Origin of the sequence: Mycolicibacter acidiphilus, assembly GCF_018455725.1 — a bacterium.
Classification (GTDB): Bacteria; Actinomycetota; Actinomycetes; order Mycobacteriales; family Mycobacteriaceae; genus Mycobacterium; species Mycobacterium acidiphilum.
Window position 1 is genome coordinate 164086 of sequence record NZ_JAHCLR010000004.1, and the last position, 21858, is coordinate 185943.

28 protein-coding genes are annotated in these 21858 nt (G+C 70.2%); 18 read left to right on the forward strand and 10 right to left on the reverse strand.

The genetic code is table 11. The features are described from left to right. Positions 1–52 precede the first annotated feature (52 nt). The 5 genes from KIH27_RS03955 to KIH27_RS03975 are packed head-to-tail and all read left to right on the forward strand — an operon-like array spanning position 53 to position 4179. Positions 53–1027 (forward strand): DUF4129 domain-containing protein, encoded by a 975-nt coding sequence (locus KIH27_RS03955; protein WP_214091617.1) that lies wholly within the window; start codon positions 53–55, stop codon positions 1025–1027. Continuing rightward, positions 1024–1509: a hypothetical protein gene (locus KIH27_RS03960; RefSeq protein ID WP_214091618.1), complete on the forward strand. Its 486-nt coding sequence runs from the start codon at positions 1024–1026 to the stop codon at positions 1507–1509. Before KIH27_RS03955 ends, KIH27_RS03960 begins: the two co-directional genes overlap by 4 nt. Beyond that, positions 1506–2495: an AAA family ATPase gene (locus KIH27_RS03965; RefSeq protein WP_372451294.1), complete on the forward strand. Its 990-nt coding sequence runs from the start codon at positions 1506–1508 to the stop codon at positions 2493–2495. The genes KIH27_RS03960 and KIH27_RS03965 overlap by 4 nt, the downstream gene beginning before the upstream one ends. Then, positions 2492–3754, forward strand: a complete 1263-nt coding sequence (locus KIH27_RS03970) for a DUF58 domain-containing protein (RefSeq protein WP_214091619.1) — start codon at positions 2492–2494, stop codon at positions 3752–3754. Before KIH27_RS03965 ends, KIH27_RS03970 begins: the two co-directional genes overlap by 4 nt. Further along, a complete protein-coding gene (locus KIH27_RS03975) occupies positions 3751–4179 on the forward strand; it encodes a hypothetical protein (RefSeq protein ID WP_307856776.1) in 429 nt (142 codons plus the stop codon). The genes KIH27_RS03970 and KIH27_RS03975 overlap by 4 nt, the downstream gene beginning before the upstream one ends. A gap of 4 nt (positions 4180–4183) precedes the next feature. Here the strand turns inward: KIH27_RS03975 and KIH27_RS03980 are convergent, their stop codons facing one another. Together KIH27_RS03980 and KIH27_RS03985 are read right to left on the reverse strand one after the other, a co-directional pair. Next, a complete protein-coding gene (locus tag KIH27_RS03980) occupies positions 4184–5314 on the reverse strand; it encodes a nitronate monooxygenase (protein WP_214091620.1) in 1131 nt (376 codons plus the stop codon). Positions 5315–5388: 74 nt separating this feature from the next. Then, complete coding sequence (locus KIH27_RS03985) at positions 5389–6186, reverse strand: HAD family hydrolase (RefSeq protein ID WP_214091621.1); 798 nt, start codon at positions 6184–6186, stop codon at positions 5389–5391. Positions 6187–6324: 138 nt separating this feature from the next. Here KIH27_RS03985 and KIH27_RS03990 point away from each other — a divergent pair, with 138 nt between their 5' ends. From KIH27_RS03990 to KIH27_RS04005, 4 genes are all read left to right on the forward strand, one after another. Then, on the forward strand, positions 6325–6555 hold the full coding sequence (locus KIH27_RS03990) for a hypothetical protein (protein ID WP_214091622.1): 231 nt from the start codon (positions 6325–6327) through the stop codon (positions 6553–6555). A gap of 136 nt (positions 6556–6691) precedes the next feature. Then, positions 6692–7198 carry a hypothetical protein gene (locus KIH27_RS03995; protein ID WP_214091623.1) on the forward strand — a complete coding sequence of 169 codons (507 nt, stop codon included), beginning with the start codon at positions 6692–6694 and terminating at the stop codon, positions 7196–7198. Positions 7199–7222: 24 nt separating this feature from the next. After that, positions 7223–8509, forward strand: coding sequence for a competence/damage-inducible protein A (locus KIH27_RS04000; protein ID WP_214091624.1), 1287 nt, complete (start codon positions 7223–7225; stop codon positions 8507–8509). Positions 8510–8523: 14 nt separating this feature from the next. Then, positions 8524–9960 (forward strand): lipase maturation factor family protein, encoded by a 1437-nt coding sequence (locus KIH27_RS04005; protein ID WP_214091625.1) that lies wholly within the window; start codon positions 8524–8526, stop codon positions 9958–9960. A gap of 7 nt (positions 9961–9967) precedes the next feature. Here KIH27_RS04005 and KIH27_RS04010 read toward each other — a convergent pair whose 3' ends face one another. Genes KIH27_RS04010 through dtd form a run of 3 tightly spaced genes read right to left on the reverse strand, consistent with a single transcriptional unit; the run spans position 9968 to position 11850 of the window. Then, a complete protein-coding gene (locus KIH27_RS04010; RefSeq protein WP_214091626.1) occupies positions 9968–10885 on the reverse strand; it encodes an alpha/beta fold hydrolase in 918 nt (305 codons plus the stop codon). Between the two features lie 33 nt (positions 10886–10918). Beyond that, on the reverse strand, positions 10919–11371 hold the full coding sequence (locus KIH27_RS04015) for a DUF2834 domain-containing protein (RefSeq protein WP_214091627.1): 453 nt from the start codon (positions 11369–11371) through the stop codon (positions 10919–10921). Positions 11372–11418: 47 nt separating this feature from the next. Further along, positions 11419–11850 carry a D-aminoacyl-tRNA deacylase gene (dtd, locus tag KIH27_RS04020; RefSeq protein WP_214091628.1) on the reverse strand — a complete coding sequence of 144 codons (432 nt, stop codon included), beginning with the start codon at positions 11848–11850 and terminating at the stop codon, positions 11419–11421. A 55-nt stretch (positions 11851–11905) separates the two neighbouring features. Between dtd and KIH27_RS04025 the strand changes: the two genes are divergently transcribed. Together KIH27_RS04025 and KIH27_RS04030 are read left to right on the forward strand one after the other, a co-directional pair. Continuing rightward, on the forward strand, positions 11906–12220 hold the full coding sequence (locus KIH27_RS04025) for an MTH1187 family thiamine-binding protein (RefSeq protein ID WP_214091629.1): 315 nt from the start codon (positions 11906–11908) through the stop codon (positions 12218–12220). Continuing rightward, positions 12217–13419, forward strand: coding sequence for an MFS transporter (locus KIH27_RS04030; protein WP_214091630.1), 1203 nt, complete (start codon positions 12217–12219; stop codon positions 13417–13419). Before KIH27_RS04025 ends, KIH27_RS04030 begins: the two co-directional genes overlap by 4 nt. A gap of 20 nt (positions 13420–13439) precedes the next feature. On the opposite strand, the gene KIH27_RS04035 is transcribed toward KIH27_RS04030, so the two are convergent. Genes KIH27_RS04035 through KIH27_RS04050 form a run of 4 tightly spaced genes read right to left on the reverse strand, consistent with a single transcriptional unit; the run spans position 13440 to position 15844 of the window. Next, positions 13440–14102, reverse strand: coding sequence for a M15 family metallopeptidase (locus tag KIH27_RS04035; RefSeq protein ID WP_214091631.1), 663 nt, complete (start codon positions 14100–14102; stop codon positions 13440–13442). Beyond that, a complete protein-coding gene (gene yaaA / locus KIH27_RS04040; RefSeq protein ID WP_214091632.1) occupies positions 14099–14845 on the reverse strand; it encodes a peroxide stress protein YaaA in 747 nt (248 codons plus the stop codon). The genes KIH27_RS04035 and yaaA overlap by 4 nt, the downstream gene beginning before the upstream one ends. After that, the gene (locus KIH27_RS04045; RefSeq protein WP_214091633.1) at positions 14842–15351 is read right to left on the reverse strand and encodes a phosphatase PAP2 family protein; all 510 of its coding nucleotides are present in this window, start codon (positions 15349–15351) and stop codon (positions 14842–14844) included. The genes yaaA and KIH27_RS04045 overlap by 4 nt, the downstream gene beginning before the upstream one ends. Positions 15352–15391: 40 nt before the next feature. Beyond that, the gene (locus KIH27_RS04050) at positions 15392–15844 is read right to left on the reverse strand and encodes an STAS domain-containing protein (RefSeq protein ID WP_214091634.1); all 453 of its coding nucleotides are present in this window, start codon (positions 15842–15844) and stop codon (positions 15392–15394) included. Between the two features lie 294 nt (positions 15845–16138). Between KIH27_RS04050 and KIH27_RS04055 the strand changes: the two genes are divergently transcribed. From KIH27_RS04055 to KIH27_RS04085, 7 genes are all read left to right on the forward strand, one after another. Continuing rightward, entirely contained in the window at positions 16139–17377 is a 1239-nt protein-coding gene (locus KIH27_RS04055; RefSeq protein WP_214091635.1) for an acyltransferase family protein, read from the forward strand. Positions 17378–17426: 49 nt separating this feature from the next. Then, a complete protein-coding gene (locus KIH27_RS04060; protein ID WP_307856777.1) occupies positions 17427–18140 on the forward strand; it encodes an Rv0518 family GDSL lipase in 714 nt (237 codons plus the stop codon). A gap of 48 nt (positions 18141–18188) precedes the next feature. Beyond that, positions 18189–19172 (forward strand): NAD-dependent epimerase/dehydratase family protein, encoded by a 984-nt coding sequence (locus KIH27_RS04065; protein ID WP_214091657.1) that lies wholly within the window; start codon positions 18189–18191, stop codon positions 19170–19172. A 367-nt stretch (positions 19173–19539) separates the two neighbouring features. Continuing rightward, a complete protein-coding gene (locus tag KIH27_RS04070; protein ID WP_214091637.1) occupies positions 19540–19707 on the forward strand; it encodes an antitoxin MazE-like protein in 168 nt (55 codons plus the stop codon). Then, a complete protein-coding gene (locus KIH27_RS04075) occupies positions 19704–20024 on the forward strand; it encodes a type II toxin-antitoxin system PemK/MazF family toxin (RefSeq protein WP_214091638.1) in 321 nt (106 codons plus the stop codon). The genes KIH27_RS04070 and KIH27_RS04075 overlap by 4 nt, the downstream gene beginning before the upstream one ends. A gap of 398 nt (positions 20025–20422) precedes the next feature. Further along, positions 20423–21055, forward strand: a complete 633-nt coding sequence (locus tag KIH27_RS04080; protein ID WP_214091639.1) for a nucleotidyltransferase domain-containing protein — start codon at positions 20423–20425, stop codon at positions 21053–21055. Beyond that, positions 21055–21441, forward strand: coding sequence for a hypothetical protein (locus KIH27_RS04085; protein ID WP_214091640.1), 387 nt, complete (start codon positions 21055–21057; stop codon positions 21439–21441). Before KIH27_RS04080 ends, KIH27_RS04085 begins: the two co-directional genes overlap by 1 nt. 165 nt (positions 21442–21606) lie before the next feature. On the opposite strand, the gene KIH27_RS04090 is transcribed toward KIH27_RS04085, so the two are convergent. Next, positions 21607–21858, reverse strand: a 252-nt coding sequence (locus KIH27_RS04090; RefSeq protein WP_214091641.1) for a type II toxin-antitoxin system PemK/MazF family toxin, incomplete at its 5' end; no start/stop codon positions are given.

The following is a 21858-nucleotide window of genomic DNA, read 5'->3' on the forward strand; positions in this document are numbered from 1 at the left end:
CACTATGGGGAGTGCCGCAACGGCGGCAGCAACCCAGTCGAGCGGTGTGCCGATGACCGGTGTAGACCAAGCGACAGACGACACGACGGACAATCCGACCCGGCGGGCGATCGCGCTGATCGCACTGCTGCTGCTGGCCGGTGTGGCGCTCCGCGGCTATCTGCCCGCCGCGCATCCGCGCCCGCCGCGGTCGGAACCGCAGGGCCCGATGACGGTGTTCCTCCCCGCCGCACTGCTGGCGATCTGCCTGGTGATCCTCACCGTCGCGATCATCAACCGGGCACGCGATCCCCGCACAACTGCCGGGAGTTTCAGTGCTCTCGCCGCGGGCGGCGGCGCCCGCACCGGCCGGCCGAGATGGCGGGTGCTGCTGATCGGAGCGGTGGTCGTGACGGGGTGGCTGGCACTGACGCTCTGGGTGTCGATGCACGTTGCGGCGCAGCATCGGGTGCCACTGCCGGCGCCGGGACCCACCGGCGGCCCGCAAGTGGTCCCGCCGGGTGCGAACGCGCCGCCCACTACCGGCGACCACCGCCAATCGGGGCCGCAGCACGACGACGCCGTGCTCGGTTACCTGGTGACCGGTGGTCTCGCCCTGCTCGCGCTGATCATCGCGGGGGTGGCCACCGCCCGCACCGGACGCCCGCAACCGCCGGGTGTCGTCGCCGCCGATGACCCGGTCGCCGGCGTGCGGCCCGGCGAAAGCCTGGCCCGCGCAGCCGAACTCGGACTGGCGGAGATCATCGACCCGAATCGTGAACCGCGCGAAGCGATCATCGCCTGCTACGCGGTGATGGAACGCCAACTCGGCCACGACCCCGACGTGGCGCCCCGGGAATTCGACACGCCCACCGAAGTGCTGACCCGGGCCGTCGACCACCATGCGCTCCCGGCGGAGAACGCCGCCCGGCTGGTGCGACTGTTCACCGAGGCCCGGTTCAGCCCGCACCTGATGACCGAGGCGCAGCGCGCGGAGGCGGTCCGCATCCTGCGCCTGGTGCTCGACGAACTCACGGCTACAGCATGAGAACGCTGACGGTCGAGGGCATCCTGCTGCTGCTGGGGATGGAGGCGCTGGTGCTGACGCTGTACCCGCACCGGTTCGTTCCGTGGGTCGCCGGTGGCGTGACCGCACTGCTGCTGCTCGGCCTGCTGCGGATGCTGGCGGCCCGCGACCCGACACCGCCGGCCGACGAGCTTCCCGACGACGCCGGGGATCTGTTGCGGCGCTGGATATCCAGCACCGAAGCCAAGGTCCGTCGTGCCGAGTCGACGCGAACCGACTGGGACCGACACTGGCGGCCGGTGCTGGCCGGTCGGTTCGAGGCGGCCACCGGTCAGCGCCGGGTGAAGAATCCGGCAGCGTACGAGGCCACCGGGCGGATGCTGATGGGCGACACGCTGTGGCCGTGGGTCGATGCCGGCAATGTCGCGGACTCCGGCGGTGATGAGCCCGGGCCCGGCCGGGGTGTGCTGACGGAGATCCTGCACCGGATGGAGCAGCAGTGAGCACCGGGACGGCCGATTCGGCGGCCGCCACCGGCGTGCACTGCACGGCGATCCTCGACGAGATCGAACGCGTGGTGGTGGGCAAACGGGATGTGCTGACGCTGATCCTGACCACCATCCTGGCCGGCGGCCATGTGCTGATCGAAGACCTGCCGGGCCTGGGTAAGACCCTGATCGCCCGATCCTTCGCCGCCGCACTGGGATTGGACTTCACCCGGGTGCAGTTCACCCCGGACCTGCTCCCCGCCGACCTGCTCGGCGCGACCATCTACGACATGCAGTCCGGGCGGTTCGAGTTCCGCCGCGGCCCGATCTTCACCAATCTGCTGCTGGCCGACGAGATCAACCGGACACCGCCGAAAACGCAGGCGGCCCTGCTGGAGGCGATGGCCGAAGGGCAGGTGAGCATCGACGGGCAGACGCACCTGCTGCCGTCGCCGTTCATCGTGCTGGCCACCGACAATCCGATCGAGTACGAGGGCACCTACCCGTTGCCGGAGGCGCAGCTGGACCGGTTCGCGGTGCGGCTTCAGGTGGGCTACCTGTCGGAGCGCGGTGAGGCCGCGATGCTGCGCCGCAGGCTCGACCGCGGCTCAGCGCAACCGGTCGTGCACCGGGTGGTGAGCGTCGATGAACTGGTGGCGATGCGGGAGTCGGTGGAGCAGGTCAGTGTGCACGACGACGTGCTGCGCTACGTGGTGTCGCTGGCCGCGGCGACCCGGCATCACCCGCAGGTCGCGGTCGGTGCCAGCCCGCGCTCCGAACTGGATCTGATCCAACTGGGCCGGGCGCGGGCGCTGCTGCTCGGGCGGGACTACGTGATACCCGAGGACGTCAAAGCGCTGGCCACATCGGCTATCGCACATCGGATCACGCTGCGACCGGAGATGTGGGTGCGGCGCATCCAGGGCTCCGACGTGGTCGACGAACTGCTGCGGCGGTTACCGGTGCCCAGAACCGGACCGGGGACGCCGGCGCCGGCATGACCGCCGATGCGGACGGCTCCGACACCGTCGTCGAAATACGTTGGCGCACTTCGGCGCTGACCCGGGCCGCCGCCGCCGGGGCGGCCGCGGCCCTGGCGGTGGCGGTGATCGGGTCGCGCTGGCAGTTGATCGTGTTCGCGGCGCCGCTGCTCGGTGTGCTCTGCTCGATCGGGTGGCAGTCACCGGCGCCGACGCTGCGGCTGCGCGGATGGCCGGCCTCGCAGCGCTGTTTCGAATCGGAGTCGGTGCGACTGACCTGCAGCGCGGCCATCTCCGACGCCGATTCGCCGGTGGCCCTGCACCTGTCGGCGGACCCGCCGATGCAACTGGCGGTCAGCGGGGAACCCGGTGAGCGCACGGTCACCGCCACTTCAGAACGCTGGGGCCGGTATCCGGTCCGGGCCACCGTCGGCCTCGCCGCACGCGGCGGGCTGCTGTCCGGCACCGCCACCGCCGACGTCGCGGAGATCGTCGTATTCCCGCTGGCGCCAACGCAATCCACCCCGGTACCGCGCAGCGAGCTGCTGGACCGGGTCGGCACCCACCTGACCCGGCACACCGGCAGGGGAGTGGAGTACGCCGACATCCGCGCCTACGTGCCCGGTGATCCGCTGCGCGCGGTGAACTGGCCGGTCAGTGCGCGTCGCGGCGTCCTGCACGTCACCCAGCGGCTGACCGACCGGGCCGCCGACGTGGTGGTGCTGATCGATGCCTACCCGCAGGCCCGCGGGCCGGCCACGGTGGCAGCCGACCGCGCCGTGTACGGCGCGGCGCAGGTGGTGCAGACGGCGTTGCGCAACGGCGATCGCGCCGGCATCGTCACGCTCGGTGGCACCCGGCCCCGCTGGCTCGGCGCCGACATCGGGCAGCGGCAGTTCTACCGGATCCTGGACACCGTGCTGGCGGCCGGGGACCGCTTCGAGGCCACGGCGGGCACGCTCGCGCCGCGCCCGGCGGTGCCGGCGGGCGCGCTGGTCATCGCGTTCTCCACGCTGATCGACACCGAGTTCGGCCTGGCCCTGACCGACCTGCGTAACCGCGGGCACGTGGTGCTGGTAGTCGACGTGCTGCCGGACTCGCCGTTCGAAGGCGACCTCGACCCGCTGGTGGCGCGGATGTGGGCGTTGCAGCGCAGCGCCCTGTACCGGGACATGGCGACGCTCGGCGTCGACGTCGCGGCGTGGCCCGTCGAACACCCGCTGGAGCAGTCGATGCGCCTGGTCACCGACCGGCGCCGGCCGCGATCGGCCATCCGGTGAAACCGCAGGTGCTCTCCGCCGGCTGCGGGCTGGCGATGGTCGCCGCGGCGTCCGGCGGGGCGTCGGGGCCGGCGGCGCTCAGCGCGCTGCTGGCCGCCGGTGCGGTGCTGGCCGGCTGGCGGCTGCGGTCGCTGGCGACGCTCGCCGTGCTGCTGACGGCGATAACCCTCGCCCTGGCCGACCCGCCGGCGGTGTCGGCGGCGGTGGCGGGACTGGCGGCGGTGGCGTACCTGCTGCTGCGCCACGGCGCCGTCGTGACCGCCCCGACCGTCATCGCCGCACTGGGTTTCGGTGTCGTCGGTCTGGTGGCGACCGGCGTGCCGCTACGGGTGCCGTGGCTGCCGCTGGCCGCGGCACCCGCAGTGTTCGGCTGCTACCTGCTGGCGGTGCGCCCGTTCCTGTCGGTTCCGGACGGGCGACACTGACGGATCAGACCGATGCGGCGGCGTTGGCCTCTTCGAGGCGGCCGGTCGCGGCCAGGTACTCCTGCACCCAGCGCTCGATCACCGCCGCGGTCTTCTCCACCTTGGTGAACTGTCCGACGACCTGCCCGACCGGGTTGAACGCCACGTCGACGGTCTCGTTGGGGTAGCGGTGGGTGGCCTTCACCGCCATCCCCGACACCATGTACTGCAGCGGCATCCCCAGCGGCTCCGGGTTGCCCTCGGCGGCCCAGGCGTCGGTCCAGTCGTTGCGCAGCATCCGGCACGGCTTGCCGGTGAACGACCGGCTGCGCACGGTGTCGCGGCTGGATGCCTTGATGTAGGCCTCCTGCTGCTTGGGGGTGTTGTTGGCCTCCTCGACCATCAGCCACTGCGAGCCGGTCCAAGCACCCTGGCAGCCCAGCGCCAGCGCCGCAGCGATCTGCTCGCCGCTGCCGATCCCGCCGGCGGCCAGCACCGGGCGCGGCGCGACGGCCTTGACCGCCTGCGGCCACAGCACGATCGAGGCGATCTCGCCGCAGTGGCCGCCGCCCTCACCGCCCTGGGCGATGATGATGTCGACGTCGGCCTCGGCGTGCTTGATCGCCTGCGACGGCGAACCGCACAGCGCGGCGACCTTCACCCCCTTGGAGTGGATGTGTTTGATCATGTCGGCCGGCGGGGTGCCCAGCGCGTTGGCGATCAGCTTCATCTTCGGGTGCCGCAGCGCCACCTCCACCTGCGGCGTGGCGGTCGCCTCGGTCCAGCCGATCAGCTGCAGGCTGTCCTTGGCGCTGTCCTCGACCGGTACCCCGTGGTCGGCGAGGATCTTGCGGGCGAAGTCCAGGTGCTGCTGCGGGACCAGTTTCTTGAGGCTCTCGGCCAGCTCTTCGGCGGACTGGCCGGAGTTCTGGCCCTCGTATTTGTTCGGGATCACGATGTCGACGCCGTACGGGTGGTCGCCGATGTTCTCGTCGATCCAGTTCAGTTCGATCTCCAGCTGCTCGGGGGTGAAGCCCACCGCGCCGAGCACCCCGAAACCGCCGGCCTTGCTGACTGCGACGACCACGTCACGGCAGTGGGTGAATGCGAAGATCGGAAACTCGATACCGAGCTCGTCGCAGATTGCGGTGTGCATGACCTGCTCCTTTTAGGGTTGAAGACGAATTGAAACCTGTTCTAGGTTAGTACCAGATGCTGTGACGCGCGTCATCAGTGGGTGCTGATGGCCCGCAGCAGTGCGACCCCGAAGCCGGCGGTCTGACGCAGCGACCGGCGGGTTCCGCGGGCCGGATCGCTCACCTGCAGCACCGGCCAGCCGTGCCGGGCGGCCAGTGCCGCCAGCCGGGGGCGGGGATTGACCGGGCGCGGCCGGCCGACCAGCGACATCAGCGCCGCGTCCTCGTCCCCGTCGGCGTAGAAGAAGCTGCGCTCCAGGTCGATCCCGCGGGTGGCGCAGAGATCCTGCACGGCGGCCGCCTTCTGTGCGCCCCACACCACCGGTTTGACGATGTCGCCGGTGAGCACGCCCGCCTCGTCGAGTTCGAAGCGGTTGCACACCACCTGCGGGATGCCCAGGTGCCGGGCGACCGGCTCGGCGTGGATGGTCAGCGCCGACGAGCTGAGCACCACGGTGTGGCCGCGCTCTTGGTGGGCCCGGACGATCTCGCGCATGTGCGGGTACACCCGCTCGGTGATGTGCTGGTCGAACAGTCGCTCGCCCACGTCGTTGAGTTCGTCGATCGACTCGCCGCGCAGGTAGCCCGCCGCCCGCACCAGCAGCCGCTCGAACTGCATCCGGCCGAGTCGGTAGCGCACGGCCGCCTCGGCGACGCCGAGCACCTCGCCGCGCCGGGCCTGCCGGCGGCGGATCCGGTCACCGGCGTGGGCGGTCGCGGTGAACCCGGCGACCAGCGTGCCGTCGAGGTCGAAGAACGCCCCGATGCGGCTGTCGCGGCCGGTGCTGGCCACCTCGGCGAGCCGATCGCACGGCGATGCTGTCGCGATCATCGCCGTCGATGCTACGTGCGCGACGCGGGAGGGGCCGCTGCGCTCGGGAAATGCCGGTGACGTCGCAGCTGATAGCGTGTCGGGACGACGCGACCGGATGACCGCAGTGCAGGTACCGGTGGATAGGAGACCGGCCCGATGAGCACCGACACCGCCGTGAAACGGCAAGCGCTGGCCGAGCAGGCGGCGCAGTTCGGCTGGCAGCGCACGCAGCGCGAGCGGGTCGACGTCTACAACCGGGGCGTCTATCAGGTTCAGGCGATCTGGCGCGACGACGACACCGTCAACGGCGGGTCGCACTACGAGGACACCATCCTGCTCACCTTCACCAGGGAGTACGACAAGATCCGGGGCTGGCTGGCCAAGTAGGCCCGGCCGCGGCGGTAACCGTGGCGACTCTGGTTCGCAACGGTTCCGCATACCGCCCCACGTGTCACACGCGCAACATCTGTCACATCGTTAGCTTCATTCCCGACCTTCTAGTCATAGGAATTGGGGAGAAGCAATGTCACGCATCAAGAGTTTTCTGACCGCCACCGCCGGTGTCGCCGCGGGCCTGTTCCTGGGCGCGCTCGGCGCGTCCGCGGCCGCGCACGCCGACACGGCGCCGATCGCGCCGGGGCTGCCCGGGGTGTTCGAGCAGGTGGTCGCTTCCTCGGCCACGATCCCGCAGCAGCTGCTGCAGTCCACCAGCTCGGCCCTGACCGGTTCCGCGCTGAACCCGGCCGCGCCGGCCACCCAGGGACCGCTGGCCACCGTCACCCTGAACACGCCCCAGACGACGAGCGCGCTCGGCTCCGGCACCCCGGCCAGCGGCCTGTCCGGCTTGCCCGGCAGCCTGGGCTCGATGCTGCCGTTCCCGCTGCCGAACTTCGGTGGCGCGGCCCCGGCGGCGGCGCCGACGATGGTGTCGCCGGTCGCGGCCCTGCCCGGCTCGCTGCTGGCACCGGTTGCGATGTCGCCCGTCGCGATGGACCCGGTGTCCATGGTGGCGATTCCCGGTCTGCCGTGACGCTGAGTGCGTAATCTCGGACCGGTGAGCACACGCGCAGGAATCGTGGTCACCGGTACCGAGGTACTCACCGGGCGCGTCGCCGACCGCAACGGCCCCTGGCTCGCCGATCGGCTCCTCGAACTCGGGATCGAGTTGGCGCACATCAGTATCTGCGGCGACCGCCCCGACGACATCGAGGCGGCGCTGCGGTTCCTGGCCGGTGAGGGCGTCGATCTGATCATCACCAGCGGCGGCCTGGGGCCGACGGCCGACGACCTGACCGTGGCGACCGTCGCGCACTTCTGCGAACGGGAGCTGGTGCTGGACACCGCGCTGGAGGCCCGGATCGCGGAGATCCTCAACCGGCTGATGGCGCGGTTGCGGTCCGGCGAGGCACCCGTCGGGGCGGTCGACTTCGACACGGTGCTCGCGGCCAACCGCAAGCAGGCGCTGATACCCGCCGGTGCGACGGTGCTCGACCCGGTGGGCACCGCACCCGGGGTGGTGGTCGCCGGCACGCCGACGGTCGTGGTGCTGCCGGGTCCGCCGCGCGAGCTGCAACCCATGTGGCACAAGGCCGTCGAGACCGACGCGGTCCGGGCGGCGATCGCCGGGCGCACCAGCTACCGGCAGCGGTACGTCCGGATGTTCGGGCTGCCGGAGTCGGCGCTGGCCGACACGCTGCGCCGGGCCGAGCCGCAGGTGGACGGTTTCGAGCGGCTCGAGATCACCACCTGCCTGCGCCGCGGCGAGGTGGAGATCGTCACCCGCTACGAACCCGACGCCGAACCGGCGTACACCCGCCTGCTCGCACTGCTGCACGAACAGCATGCCCGGGAGATCTTCTCCGACGACGGCTCGACCATCGACGAGCTGATCGCCCGGGCGCTGGCGGGCCGACGGATCGCCACCGCGGAATCGTGCACCGCGGGGCTGCTGGCGGCGCGCCTGGCCGATGTCGCAGGGGCATCGGAATACCTTGTCGGCGGCGTGGTTTCGTACGCCAACGAGGCGAAGACGGAGTTGCTCGGCGTCGACGCCGGGCTGATCGCCGAGCACGGTGCGGTCTCGGAGCCGGTCGCAGAGGCGATGGCAGCCGGTGCGCTGCAACGGTTCTCGGCCGACACCGCGGTGGCGATCACCGGAATCGCCGGCCCGGGCGGTGGCAGCCCGGAGAAGCCGGTCGGCACCGTCTGCTTCTGCGTACGACTGAGCAGTGGCGAGAAACTCACCCGGACAACCCGATTGCCGGGCGATCGGACCGACGTCCGGGAGCGGTCGACGACGGTGGCCATGCACCTGCTGCGCCGGGCGCTGTCGACCGACTGAGGCGGACAGCGGACATGGGGTGGTTCACCGGATCCGAGTACTGGATGGGCCGCCTGGTGCTGGAGCACGGCATCGCGGCGATCTACCTGATCGCGTTCGTCGCCGCCGCCCGGCAGTTCCGTCCCCTGCTCGGGGCGCACGGGATGCTGCCGATCCCGCGGTTCCTGGCCCGGCGGCCGTTCAAGGCTTCCCCCAGCATCTTTCACCTGCACTACTCCGACCGGTTCTTCGCCGGGGTCTGCTGGCTGGGTGCGGCGGTGGCCGGTGCGATCACCGCCGGCGCCGGTGAACTGGTACCGCTGTGGGCGGTCATGGCGGCCTGGCTGCTGCTGTGGGTGCTGTATCTGTCGATCGTCAACGTCGGACAGGTCTGGTACGGATTCGGCTGGGAGTCGATCCTGCTGGAGAGCGGCTTCCTCGCGGTGTTCCTCGGCAACGACACGGTCGCGCCACCGGTGCTGGTGCTGTGGCTGGCCCGGTGGCTGGTGTTCCGGATCGAATTCGGGGCCGGGCTCATCAAACTGCGCGGCGACTCCTGCTGGCGCGACCTGACCTGCCTGTACTACCACCACGAGACCCAGCCGATGCCGGGACCGCTGAGCTGGTTCTTCCACCACCTGCCCAAACCGCTGCACCGGGTCGAGGCGGCCGGCAACCACGTTGCGCAACTGGTGGTGCCGTTCGGGCTGTTCGCCCCGCAGCCGGTCGCCGGGGTGGCCGCCGCGATCATCGTCGTCACCCAACTCTGGCTGGTGGCCTCCGGGAACTTCGCCTGGCTGAACTGGCTCACGATCGTCCTGGCTGCGAGCGCACTGGACTTTCCGCGGCTGGGCGGGGTGTTCGGGATCCCGTCCCCGCCGGCGCTGGCGGGGCCGCCGGTGTGGTTCACCACGCTGGTGCTGGCGTTCGCCGCGGCCGTGTTGCTGCTCAGCTATTTCCCGATCCGCAACCTGGCATCACCGCGGCAGCGAATGAACGTGTCGTTCAACCCGTTTCATCTGGTCAACAGCTACGGCGCCTTCGGCACGGTCGGCCGGCGCCGCCGCGAAGTGGTGATCGAGGGCACCGACGAGGCCGATCTCACCGGGCAGACGGTGTGGCGCGAGTACGAGTTCAAAGGCAAACCCGGTGCGGTGAATCGGCTGCCGACGCAGTGGGCCCCCTACCATCTGCGGCTGGACTGGCTGATGTGGTTCGCCGCCATCTCACCGCTGTACGCCCAGCAGTGGCGCGACGCGCTGCTGACGCGGCTGCTGCGCAACGACTCCGACACCCTGCGGTTGCTGCGGCGAAATCCGTTCCCCGACAAGCCACCTCGCTATGTGCGCGTCTTGCTCTACAGCTATCGGTTCACAACCTGGGCGGAGTTGCGGCGGGATCGGGCGTGGTGGCATCGCACGCTGATCGGGGTGTCCGTGGCCCCGATGAGCCTCGACCGGCGATTCGACTGAGCCGACGTCAGTCGGCGGTGTCGCGGGCGTCCCAGGCCTGCAGCATCATCCGCAGGATCTGCTCGCCGCGCCCCAGCCCGGCCAGGTGGCTCTCGCCGTGCAGCGGGTACAGCTTCGCGTCGGGCAGTCGGGAGACCACGTGCTCGCCGTGGGCGAACGGCACGATGTGGTCATGGTCGCCGTGCCACCAGTGCACCGGGGCGGTCACGTCGGCGAGCCGGAATCCCCAGTCCCGGGCGAACAGCACGATGTCGGCGAACGGCGCCGCCAGTTGCTTGCGGCTGCCGTTGAGCAGGTCATCGAGGAACATCGCCTTGAACTCCGGGCGCCCCAGCAGGTGCCGGTCGCCCTCCGGGGACACGCTGGCGTACAGGTCAAGTGCCGTCGAGGCGACCGGGCGGGCGAACCAGATCAGCGCGGTGGCAAGGCCGCTGATCTGCGAGCCGGCGATCCCCAGCAGCGGGGCGACCCGCGAGCCGAGGGCCATCAGCCCGCCGCCGGTGCCGTCGGGGCCACTGGTCGGCGCGACACCGCCGAGCACCCCGACCGACACCACCCGATCCGGCATTCCCGCGGCGCAGGCCAGGGCGTACGGACCGCCGCCGGACAACCCGATCACCGCCATGTCGTCGACGCCGAGGGTGTCGGCGATCGTGCGGACATCGTCGGCGAAATCCAGGATGCAGCCGTAGTCATGCGGGGTGGACGAGCCGATCCCGGGCCGGTCGACCCCGATCAGCCGGATGTTCTCCCGCTCGGCGAACACCCGGGCCTCCAGTGGGATCTGCCGCCGCGCCCCGGGGGTGCCGTGCAGCCAGAACATCGGCCGGCCCTGTGGTGCGCCGAACTCGGCGAATCCCAACCGGCGGTTCTCACCGACGGCGATGTTGCCCTCGAGCTTGGGGCGGGTGATCTCATGCGCCATCCGCAGAGTCTCGCACGTCGGGCGCGCGGCCCCCTACGCTGCGCCGGCCCAGACCACGGCGACCAGCACCAGCACCCCGAGCACCGTCAGCAGTATGGTGTCCTTGCCGGGCAGCCTCAGCGTCGCGGTGGGGTCCAGTCGCAGCTGTCGGGCGATCAGGAACAGTGGGAACGTCACACTGACCCCGATGAACAGCCCGCCGACGATGTAGGCCCACACGTAGCGCACCCCGTGCTTGCGGGCTTCGATCACCATCAGGATCGCCGCGGCGAACGCGAACATCAGGATGTCGATCGTGACCGACCGGGCAGCCGGGGTCGCCCGCGTCTCGCGCCAGAAACTGCTGAAGAAATCCAGCGAACTGTTCTGGTAGGCCAGATTCTGCCGCCAGGTGGCGAGGAATGCGATGGTGGCGATCGTGCCGTAGACCCCGCACAGCACTTTGCGGGACGCCGGTAGTGGTGGCGCATCAGTGATTTCGCTCACCGATCAACGATAACGGGCGGCGGCCTCGCGGACCCCCCGTTTCGCCGCTACAACTCCAGCAGCACGGTCACCGGGCCGTCGTTGACCAGTTCCACCGCCATGTGTGCGCCGAACTCACCGGTCTCCACGTGTGCACCCAGACTGCGCAGCGCCTCGGCGAACGCGGCGACCAGTGGTTCGGCGACCGCACCGGGGGCGGCGGCGTTCCACGACGGCCGGCGGCCCTTGGCGGTGTCGGCGTAGAGAGTGAACTGACTGACCACCAGGATCGGGGCGCCGACATCGGCGGCCGACCGCTGTTCGTCGAGAATCCTTAACTGCCAGAGTTTTTCGGCGAGCCGCTGTGCCGTGACAGGCTCGTCACCGTGGGTGACCCCGACCAGCGCCAGCAGGCCCTGACCCGCGGGTTCGATGCTGCCGACCACCTTCCCGTCGACCCGCACCTGCGCCGACGAGACGCGCTGCACCAGAACCCGCATGGCGTCGATGCTAGGTAGGCTCGGCAGGGAAACGTGTGGGAGGGGTTGAGTCGGAATGTCGGTGCTGGTCGCGTTCTCGGTGACGCCGCTGGGGGTGGGGGAGGCCGTCGGTGAGATCGTCGCCGACGCGGTGCGGGTGGTGCGCGAATCCGGCCTGCCGAATCGCACCGACGCGATGTTCACCGTCATCGAGGGCGACAACTGGGCCGAGGTGATGGCGGTGGTGCAGCGGGCGGTGGAAGCGGTGGCCGCCCGGGCCCCCCGGGTGAGCACGGTGATCAAAGCGGACTGGCGGTCCGGGGTCGTCGACGCGATGACGACGAAGGTCGAGTCGGTGGAGCGTCACCTGTCGGCCACCGACCCGGCGTGACGGGTCCGTCCCACCGCGGCGTCGAACATGGTTTCGGGGGCGGCGGTGCCCTGCTGGCCGCGGCGGTGGTGCTGACCGCGGTCAACCTGCGCCCGGCGATCACCAGTGTGGGTCCGTTGCTGCCGGAGATCCGGGGGTCGCTGGGCGCATCGGCCACCTGGGCGGGTGTGCTGACCACCCTGCCCGGTCTGTGCTTCGCCGGTGCCGGGATGACCGCGCCGTGGCTGGCACGACGGATCGGGCTGCGGGCGGCGATCGCCGCGGCGCTGGCAGTGCTGGCCGCCGGGCTGGTGGTGCGGGTGCTCGCCGGTGCCGCGGTCGTGATCGGCGGAACCCTGATCGCCACGGCCGGGATCGCGCTGATCAACGTGCTGATCCCGGTCGTCGTCAAATGGTCGTTCCCGGCCCGGATCGGGCTGATGACCGGCATCTACACCGCATCGCTGCAGGGCGGCGGTGCGCTGGGCGCCGCCCTGACACCGGTCCTCGACGACGCGTTCGGCGGCTGGCGCCCCGGCCTGGGCTGGTGGGCGGCGGCCGCCGTGCTGGCGTTGGCGGTGTGGGTGCTGGCCAGCGGCGGACTCGGTGACGTCGCAGGCGCGGCGCTGCCCGCCGCGTCGACGAATGGCGGCGGGTCGCTACTGCGCAGCCCGCTGGCGTGGGCAGTCACCGTGCTGTTCGGCAGCCAGTCCTTCCTGGCCTACGTGGTGATGGGGTGGCTGCCCGAGGTCTTCATCGACAGCGGGGTCAGCAAGGGTGACGCCGGCCTGCTGGTCGGGTTGATGTCGCTGATCGCGGTGCCGATCAGTCTGCTGGTGACGCCGTTGGCCGCGCGGCAATGGGCGCAGAGCGGCTGGGTGGTGGGCTTCACCGTGCCCGGGATCGCCGGGTTGATCGGCCTGATCGTCGCGCCGTCGGCCGCCCCGCTGCTGTGGACGGTGCTGATCGGACTGGGGATGAGTGTGTTCTCGCTGGCGCTGGCGGTGATCGCACTGCGGGCCCGCGACGCCGCCGACACCGTGCGGCTGTCCGGGATGGCGCAGGGGCTCGGCTACCTGTTCGCCGGGGTCGGCCCGTTCCTGTTCGGCCTGCTGCACGACGTCACCGGTGCGTGGACCGTGCCGTGGCTGATGGTGCTCGGGGTCTCCGTCGTGCAGGTCGTCGCGGGCGCACTCGCCGGGCGCAACCGCCACGTGTGAGTGGTGGGATGCATGGCTCGCTAGCCGCCGTTAACCGGCACGTCCAGGATCGGCCGCTGCACCCCGGCGCCGGGGCCGTCGAAATGCCACCACTCCCCGGAGTAGGGCGCCAGCCCGCCGGACTGCATCGCCTCGCGCAGCACCGCGCGGTTCGCGACCTGCTCGGCGCTGAGCCCCTGGGTGGCGAACGCCGTTGCGCGCGGGGAGAAGTCGTCGAAACCGGTGCCCATGTCCAGCAGCCGCCCCCGGGCGTCGGCGACGGTGACGTCCACCGAGCGGCCGGTCTCGTGGCTGCGGGCGAACGGGCCGGGCTTGGCCACCCAGTTCGGATTCGGGACCACCTCGAACATCCGTACCTGCACGGCGTGCGGCCGGTAGCAGTCCCAGAAGACCAGGGTTCCGCCCCGCCGGCGCAGCGCGTCGGCGGCCGCGGTCAGCCCCGGGGCCAACGACTCGTGCACCAGGCAGCGGGCGTCGGCCGGATACAGCGGGGTGCCGACGAAGTTGTTCGCGGTCGCGTAGCGCAGATCGAGGAGTGCGTCGGGGACGGCGCTGCGCCCGTCGACGAAACCGGCCGCGCGGGCCGCCGCGCCGACCGGGGGAATGTCACGCGGTGCCGCGGTCGCAGCGCCGCAGCCGATGCCCAGCGCCAGTACCGGAAGCAGCGCGGCGGCGGCTCTCACGCGGCCACCACCAGGGTCAGCGTCGCACCGTCGTGCTCGACCCGCAGACCGGCGCGACCGGCGACCGCGGCCACGCCCGCGGCGTCGACGGGTTCGGCCGGGGTGGCCGCCAGGGCCCGGGCCAGCCGGCCCTTGTGCGCCTTGTTGAAGTGGCTGACCGCGGTGCGCCGGCCGCCGGAGTGTTCGGCGACGACGTCCACCCGGACCGCGCCGGGAATCCGGGCCAGCTTGGCGTAGGAACCCGACCGCATATCGACGACGAGTTCTTCGGCGGCGATCCCGGCGAGCACCGGCTCCAGCACCGGACGCCATCGCGCCGTCAGGCCCGGCTGCCCCGGCAGTTTCGAGCCCGCCGACAGCCGGTAGGCCGGCACCGGGTCGCCGGCGCGCAGCAGCCCGAACAGCGCGGACCCGACGGCCAACCGGGCCGCCGCCCGTCCCGCCTCGGCACCGGCCAGCGACCCGACGTCGAGCGCGTCGTACAGCACGCCGGTGTAGAGCTGGATCGCCGGCAGCGTCGGGGCGTCGCGCAGCGCCGCATTGCGGTCGATCTCGGCGTCCTGTTTCGCCGACAGACCCAGCGCCTGCCGGCTGGCGGACGGATCAGCCGCCAGGGCGATCAGCTCGTCCACCAGGTCGGCGCGCAGGGAGGTCAGCGCCGGCGAACTCAGCGCCGCCAGGTCCAGCGGCGGGCCGTCGCCGCCGCTGCGTTTGGTCTCCGAGGGCGGCAGCAGCACGATCACACCGCAGACGTTAACCGAGCCGCACCGCACACCAGCGCGGTGCTGAGCAGGGCAGCGCCGATGGTGTCGGTGAGGTAGTGGTAGCCGCACGCCACCAGGCCGAGCGCACCCAGCCCGCCGATCACGACGGCCGCAACCAACACCCACGCCCGCGCGGCGGCCACCACGACCAGCATGCCGAGCGCGGTGACCAGCAGCGTCGTGTGCCCGCTGGGGTATTCCAGGTAGGGGCCGTTGCGGCGGTCGAACGCATGCTTGAGTGCCGTGGCGAGGGCGGTAGCGACGACCGGACAGGCCAGCACCGCAGCGGACAGCGCCCACTGTCGTCGGTGCACGGTGATCGCCAGGCTCGCCACCACCGTAGCCAGGACCGTCCAGCCGCTGGTGAAGATCAATAGCCAGCCCGGCCGCCCGCCGAGGACCGCCCGGGTGCCCTGGTGGAACCAGCTGTCGATGGCTGTGGTGTCGCGCCCCACCGCCCAGCCCAGCACCAGCGTGGCCAGCACGCCGGCGGCGGGCCACCAGTGCAGTGCCCGGCGGCCTATCTCAGGCAGTCTTCTCGAACAGCGGCAGCAGCAACCGCCGACGCTCGTCGTTGCCGGCAGCCAGGGCGTGCAGCGCCTGGTCGACGGAGGGCGAGGTCGGGAACTTGGCGTCCTCGTCGAAGTCTTGCAGCACGGCGCTGACCGCGGACCCCTCGATCAGGGTCCATTCGATGCCGGCGGTGCGGCAGTCGCCGTCGAGGACGCACAGCAGCCAGATGCCGGCCGCGGTGAACTCGGTGACCCCACGCAGGTCGACCACCAGCGGTTCCTTGGCCAGGACGAACCGACGGGCCTGCTCGCTGAGCTGGTCGACATTGGCTGCGTCGATCTGACCCCGGATGGTCACCACCGTCGCCAGGTGACGGTAGTGCGCCCGAAGTTGCGCGGTCCCGCACTCGATGGTCGGGTTCGCGCTGGTCCGGGTGGTGCCTCGGGTGGAGATCTTCGTGGTCATGCCGTCCCCCGTTTCCGCTGGTCGATCGCTGATTGGTTGCCGCCGGCTCCGGGCCGGCCCCAACTGATTCCCGACGTTAGGCGGCAAAGTTAAGGCACCTCGGACCGGTGTTTAACGCTTTGGTGAGAACTGGTCGGTCGGCCCGGCGCCCGAACCGCGGCGTTGTCGGCTGTGTGGTGGCCGGTGGCGCTGTTAGTCTGCGATGGCTGCCGGCGGCCCGAATCTTGCGGCCGCCGACCGCCGGTCGAGCGTCCGGCGGAACCCACGCAGCGCAGTCACCGTCGGAAGAGTTCTGTGCGCACCGGAGAGATCAGGGCCCTGACCGGGCTACGCATCATCGCCGCGGTGTGGGTGGTGCTGTTCCACTTCCGGCCGCTGCTGCGGTTGGCGTCACCGGATCTCAGCGATGCGCTGGCGCCGGTGCTCAACTGCGGCGCGCAGGGCGTCGACCTGTTCTTCATCCTCAGCGGCTTCGTGCTGACCTGGAACTACCTGGAGCGGATGGGGCAGACGTTCTCCGCGCGCGCCACCGTGCACTTCCTGTGGCTGCGGCTCGCCCGGGTGTGGCCGATCTACCTGGTCACCCTGCACCTGGCCCTGGGGTGGGTGATCTTCACCCAGCACGTCGGCCATGTCCCCCCGACCGACCTCAGCCGGCTCACCGCCACCAGCTACGTCCGCCAGGTGCTGCTAGTTCAGCTGTGGTTCGAGCCGTTCTTCGATTTCACCAGCTGGGACGGGCCGGCCTGGTCGATCAGCGCCGAATGGTTGGCCTACCTGCTGTTCGGGGTGTTGATCCTGGTGGTCTACCGGATGGTGCGGGTGACCTCGACGGGCGCGTTGACCGCGCTGGCGATCGTCGCCTCGCTGCCGCCGCTGCTGCTGCTGCTGGCGACCGGCCAGTTCTACACACCGTGGAGCTGGCTGCCGCGGATCGTCATGCAGTTCACCGCCGGTGCGCTGGCCTGCGCCGCCGTCCGCAAGATGCGCCCGGGCCCGTGGACCTGCCGGGTCGCCGGCCTCGCGTCGGTGCTGCTGGTCGCCGCGATGGGCGGAATTCTGTACTTCTTCGACGCGCACCCGATCTCTGGGATCTACGACAGCGGCGGCCTGGTCGACGTGCTGTTCGTGCCGCTGGTGATGACGCTGGCGATCGGCACCGGCAGCCTGCCGTGGCTGCTGTCCACCCGGCTGATGGTGTACGGCGGTCAGATCTCGTTCTGCCTGTACATGGTTCACGAGCTGGTGCACACCGCGTGGAACTGGGCCGCGGTGCAGTTCGAGATCATGCTCGACGAGGGATCGACCGCCGCCGGATGGACGGTCGGCGGGCTGCTGGCCGGTGCGACCGTCCTGTCGATGGCGCTGTTCCACGGTGTGGAGGAGCCGGCCCGGCACTGGATGCGCAGAATGGTCGGTGCGCGGCCGCAACCCGTCACCGACCACGTGCGCGGCGCGAGCCCGGGTGACGCCGACCCGGTCGCCGAACTGCTGGACGACCGCCCGGCGCCGGTCGCGGTCAGCGTGCCGTGACCGACCACCGGACCGAGACCGTCGCACGCCGCCGATGGGGAGGAGAGAAGTGACCCGGCTGACCACCTTCGCCGTCTCGCTGCTGGCGGCCGTCGTCGTGGTCGTCGTCGGAACCCGGTACCTGGCGACGGATTCCGAACCCGTCCAACGGTTCGAGACGGTGCCGCTGAGCGCCACGCCCAACCACGTCGCGGTGATCGGGGATTCCTACACGGCCGGGTTCGAGAACACCGGGCGAGGCCCGGCGAACTGGACCGAGCAGGCGTGGCGGACGCTGGCCCGTCGCGGAATGCCGATCAGCGCCGACGTCGCCGCCGAGGGCGGCGCCGGCTACGGCGTGCGCGGCAACCACGGCAGTCTGTTCTCCGACCTGGCCGCCCGGGCGGTGCAACCCGACGACGCGCTGGTCGTATTCTTCGGCTCCCGCAACGATCAGGACGTCGACCCCGGGCAGCTGACCGCGAACGTCGTCGACACCCTGGGGCTGGCCCGGCGGGTCGCGCCGTCGGCCCGGCTGCTGGTGATCGGGCCGCCGTGGCCTACCGCCGATGTGCCGCCCAGTGTGCTGTGGATCCGCGACATGCTCAGCGCGCAGGCCATCGCGGCCGGAGGGGAGTTCGTGGATCCCCTCGCTGCGCGCTGGTTCGTCGACCGGCCGGAGCTGATCGGCCCCGACGGTGTGCACCCCACCGACGCCGGGCAGACCTACATGGCCGAGAAGATCGCTCCGCTGATCAGCACCGAACTACCCAAACGGGCGTAATCCCGGACGCAGCCGCGTCGGACCCAGCAAGATCAGGCCATGAACGCGATGCGGGTGTTGGTGACCGGCGGCACCGGATTCGTCGGCGGCTGGACCGCCAAGGCGATCGCTGACGCCGGGCACCGGGTGCGCTTCCTGGTCCGCGACCCGGCGGGCCTGCACCGCAGTGTCGAGCGACTCGGCGTCGACGTCTCCGACTACGCCGTCGGTGACATCGGCGATCCCGATTCGGTCCGCCGTGCGCTGGTCGGCTGTGACGCCGTCGTGCACGCCGCGGCGCTGGTGGCCACCGATCCCCGGGAGACCGCGCGGATGCTGACCACCAACTCCGCCGGCGCCCGCAACGTGCTGGGTGAGGCTGTCGAACTCGGGCTCGACCCGATCATCCACGTCTCCAGTTTCACCGCGCTGTTCCATCCCGGGCTGCATCTGCTGCACGCCGACCTGCCGGTGGCCGGCGGCGCCGACGGCTACGGCCAGTCCAAGGCTCGGGAGGAGCTCTACGCGCGCGGCCTGCAGGACGCCGGTGCCCCGGTGAACATCACCTACCCGGGCATGGTGCTCGGCCCGCCGGTCGGCGACCGGTTCGGTGAGGCCGGTGAGGGGGTGCGTTCGGCCCTGAAGATGCATGTCATCCCGGGTCGCGGTGCCGGCTGGCTGGTGGTCGACGTCCGCGATCTGGCCGCCCTGCACGTCGCACTGCTCGAACCCGGGCGCGGCCCGCGACGGTACACCGCTGGGGGACACCGGGTTTCGGTGTCAGAGCTGGCGACCACGCTCGGCGAGGCCGACGGCACCTTTATGCAGGCGGTTCCGGTGCCCGACACCGCGCTGCGGTGGGCCGGGCAGCTGCTCGACCGGCTGCGGCCGGTGCTGCCGTTCGAGACCCCGTTCACCGCCGCCGGGATGCAGTACTACACCCAGATCCCGTCGTCCGACGACTCGCCGGCCGAACGCGACCTCGGCGTGGTGTTCCGCGATCCCCGCGAGACGCTGGCCGCGACCGTCGTCGCCATCCGGGCGGGTCAATGACGCCCGCGGGGGACTGTTGTGCCGGGGATTTCGGGGTCGGCCGCAGACCATGGCATTGACCGCACCGCCGACTGGGGCCTAGGTGGGTCCACGTACGTGACCAAGGTGAGATTGCTCGGTCGTTTCCGCCTCCAGTCGGCCACAAAAGGGCTGGTGGTGGATGCTGAGCATAGCCGGGGCGTTGTTTTGCGACATCTGAGGTCATCAGCATGGGTCGGTGGCCGCCGTGTGATGACACGCGTCAGCGTGGCGCGGCCCAGGGTTGGGCAACGACCTGCCCCGCGCAACCGTTGCATGCAACGGCGTTTCATGCAACAGTTGCGGTGTGACTACATCGACACGGCGGGCCAGCGACTACCGCCGACGCATGCGTGAACGCGGGTACCGCCCCGTGCAAGTGTGGGTGCCCGACGTCCGGTCGGCACAGTTCGCCGTAGAAGCACACCGGGAAGCACTGGCGCTGGCCGAAGCCGACCGGCACAGCGACGACATGGACTTCATTGAGGCCATCTCCGAGCTAGCCGACGACGAGTGACCCGGGGCGAACTCTGGACCGTCTCAGGAGGCGTCTATGCCGCCAAACCCCGACCAGCGCTCGTCATTCAAGACGACCTGTTCGATGCCACCGAGTCGATCGTCGTCATCCCGCTGACCACCACAGCGGTGGACGCCCCGACAACGCGCATCGCGATACCCACGACCACCGGAATCACCCAGCCCAGCTTCGCCATGATCGACAAAATCACCACAGTCCGCCGATCTAACCTCGGCACACGCATCGGCCGAGTACCCACCGCGCTCATGGCCGACATCGAACGCTCACTCATGGTGTTCCTGGGCCTAGCCTCCTAGACAGTTCCTGCACAGCAATGCTGCCGCCATGCTCGTCTTGAGTGCCGGCCACCAGCGGATGGGTAACCGGAGCCAGCGTGTCGTGGCCACAATGTGTTGGTCGAGGTCGCGACCATGTCCGGCATCCATGGGTCTCGTTGATTTTGGACGTCACCGAAGTACCCATGGGGGTAGATTCCCGACTTGTCGCCAAGGTCAGTTGTCTGTGCCGTTTCGTCGCACCCTAATCGACAAAATGCCTGGTGACAGCATTGTCGAGGACATGGGGTGTTGTTTGAGACACGTGAGGTAGGTAGGCCGCGTCATGCCCCTGATCATTGGAGACGAAGCGATCAACCTCATGCATTCCAACTATAGTTGTATTATTCTAACTTTAGTTGGAGTAGGGGGTGTCTGCGATGCAGCTCAACAAGCCGTTCGCCACCGTGACACCGACCCTCGATGGTGACGTACTCGCGGTGCTGGCGACCGCTGACGTGACGTTCACGATCGCGCAGATCCAGCGCATCCTGACTACGGTCTCGGGTGAGGGAATCCGCAAGGTGCTAAACCGGCTCACCTCCCAGGGGGTGGTGCTCCACGGCCAGGTCGGCCGGACCCGCACCTACCGCCTCAACACCGAACATCTCGCGGCCGGACCGATCGCCGCGCTGTCGCGCCTGACCGCCGCGTTCCTCGACCGCCTGGAGAAGCACCTGCAGGGGTGGGGTGCGCAGCTCGCGTACGCGGCGGTGTTCGGGTCGGCGGCGACAGGGCGCATGACGCTCGACAGCGACATCGACCTGTTCCTGGTGCGCGCCTCCGGCACCGACCGCGGCGAGGACCTGCAGTGGGAAGAGCGGCTGACCGAACTTGCGCGATCGGTCGCCGCGTGGACCGGGAACGACGGCCGGATCGTCGAATACACCACAGACGAGCTCATCGCTGCAGCGGTTGCCGGTGAGCCGCTGCTCGACGACATAGCCAAGCAGGGTCTGACCGTCGCCGGGACACGGTCGTGGCTGAATCGGCACCTGAGAGGGGGGTCCTGATGGCGGGACAACGCGCCTGCGATTCCGCGGTCATCGCAGGACGCATGTCGAAGGCGACCGAATTCTTCGACGCCGCGGACCTCCTGGGGAAGGAGATGGTCAACGCGGCGGGTGATCTTTACGTCGACGCCGGCATCGCCGCAGCGGACGTGATCTGTCACGTACGCCTCGGTGTGCACTCGAACAGCGGTAATCACAACGAGGCCGTCGCCCTGCAGAAGCAGGCCGACAGCGGATCCGAGCGGCACTTGAACACGTTGCTGAACTTGAAGAACAAGGCGGCCTACACCCATCAGGACCTGACATCCGCCGAACTGAAGAAGATGAACCGCGCAGCCGAGCAGCTGGTGGAGACGGGCAAACGGGTGGTGGCATCGCGCACATGACGGTCCCACCCCGGCCGCCAGCCTGACCCAGCCGAACCACTACTAACGGCTGAGGCCGCGGGAAAAGGGGGTAGATTCCCGACTTGCGACCAACCTGAGATGCCTGTGCAGGTTTTGCGAGCGCCTGCCTACACCTCGGCCTGCCCTTGCCCCCTGCGGCGCCTCCTACAGTGCGACTGAATCGAGGTCGAAGGCGTTGCAGATGGCCTCTGCGAGGGCTGGTTCCTGTGATGCGCGCAGGTAGCCGATGCGGCGACCGAGTTCCGACACGGGGATCGTTTGGATGTTGTCGCAACTGACAGCCGAGGGTTGATCCAGTCCCTTCGCCGCGCCTACCGGTACTTCGGTCGCCAGTCCTCGGACGGTTGTCGTGATCGGGGCTGAGGGGGACCCGGTTACTGGTCCAGTCGCTATGCG